The organism is Celeribacter naphthalenivorans, from assembly GCF_020524585.1.
Lineage (GTDB): Bacteria > Pseudomonadota > Alphaproteobacteria > Rhodobacterales > Rhodobacteraceae > Celeribacter > Celeribacter naphthalenivorans.
Genome location: NZ_JAIVLK010000028.1, coordinates 1 through 598, shown reverse-complemented (window position 1 = coordinate 598; position 598 = coordinate 1). Strand labels below are relative to the sequence as shown.

Genomic DNA, 598 nt, shown 5'->3' with positions numbered 1-598 from the left:
CCCCTCAAATATGCAGCGCCCGTCCGTAAGCTGCAAGCACCGCTTCATGCATCATTTCCGACATCGTCGGATGCGGGAAGACCGTGTTCATCAGTTCTTCTTCCGTCGTCTCCAAAGTCCGCCCGATCACATAGCCCTGGATCATTTCCGTCACCTCGGCGCCCACCATATGCGCGCCCAAAAGCTCGCCCGTCTTGGCGTCGAACACGGTTTTCACCAGACCCTCGGCCTCGCCCATCGCGACGGCTTTGCCATTGCCAATAAAGGGAAATTTGCCGACCTTGATCTCGTAACCCGCCTCTTTCGCCTTGTCTTCCGTCAGCCCCACAGAGGCCACCTGCGGGTGGCAATAGGTGCAGCCCGCGATCGAGTTCGGCTTGATCGGATGCGGGTGTTCACCGGCGATCAGCTCGGCCACCATGACGCCTTCGTGCGACGCTTTATGCGCCAGCCAAGGCGCGCCCGCGATGTCGCCGATGGCGAACAATCCGTCGACGCCCGTGCGGCAGAATTCGTCCGTCACGACATGCGTCCGGTCGATTTTCACGCCCGCCTCCTCGAGGCCCAGCCCCTCGACATTGCCGACGATACCGACCGC

At 61.5% G+C, this 598-nt stretch carries 1 protein-coding gene; it reads right to left on the bottom strand.

The window, feature by feature from the left end:
• Positions 1–4: 4 nt before the first annotated feature.
• On the bottom strand, positions 5–598 hold a 594-nt coding region (locus LC094_RS21525), incomplete at its 5' end, for an FAD-dependent oxidoreductase (protein ID WP_226554850.1).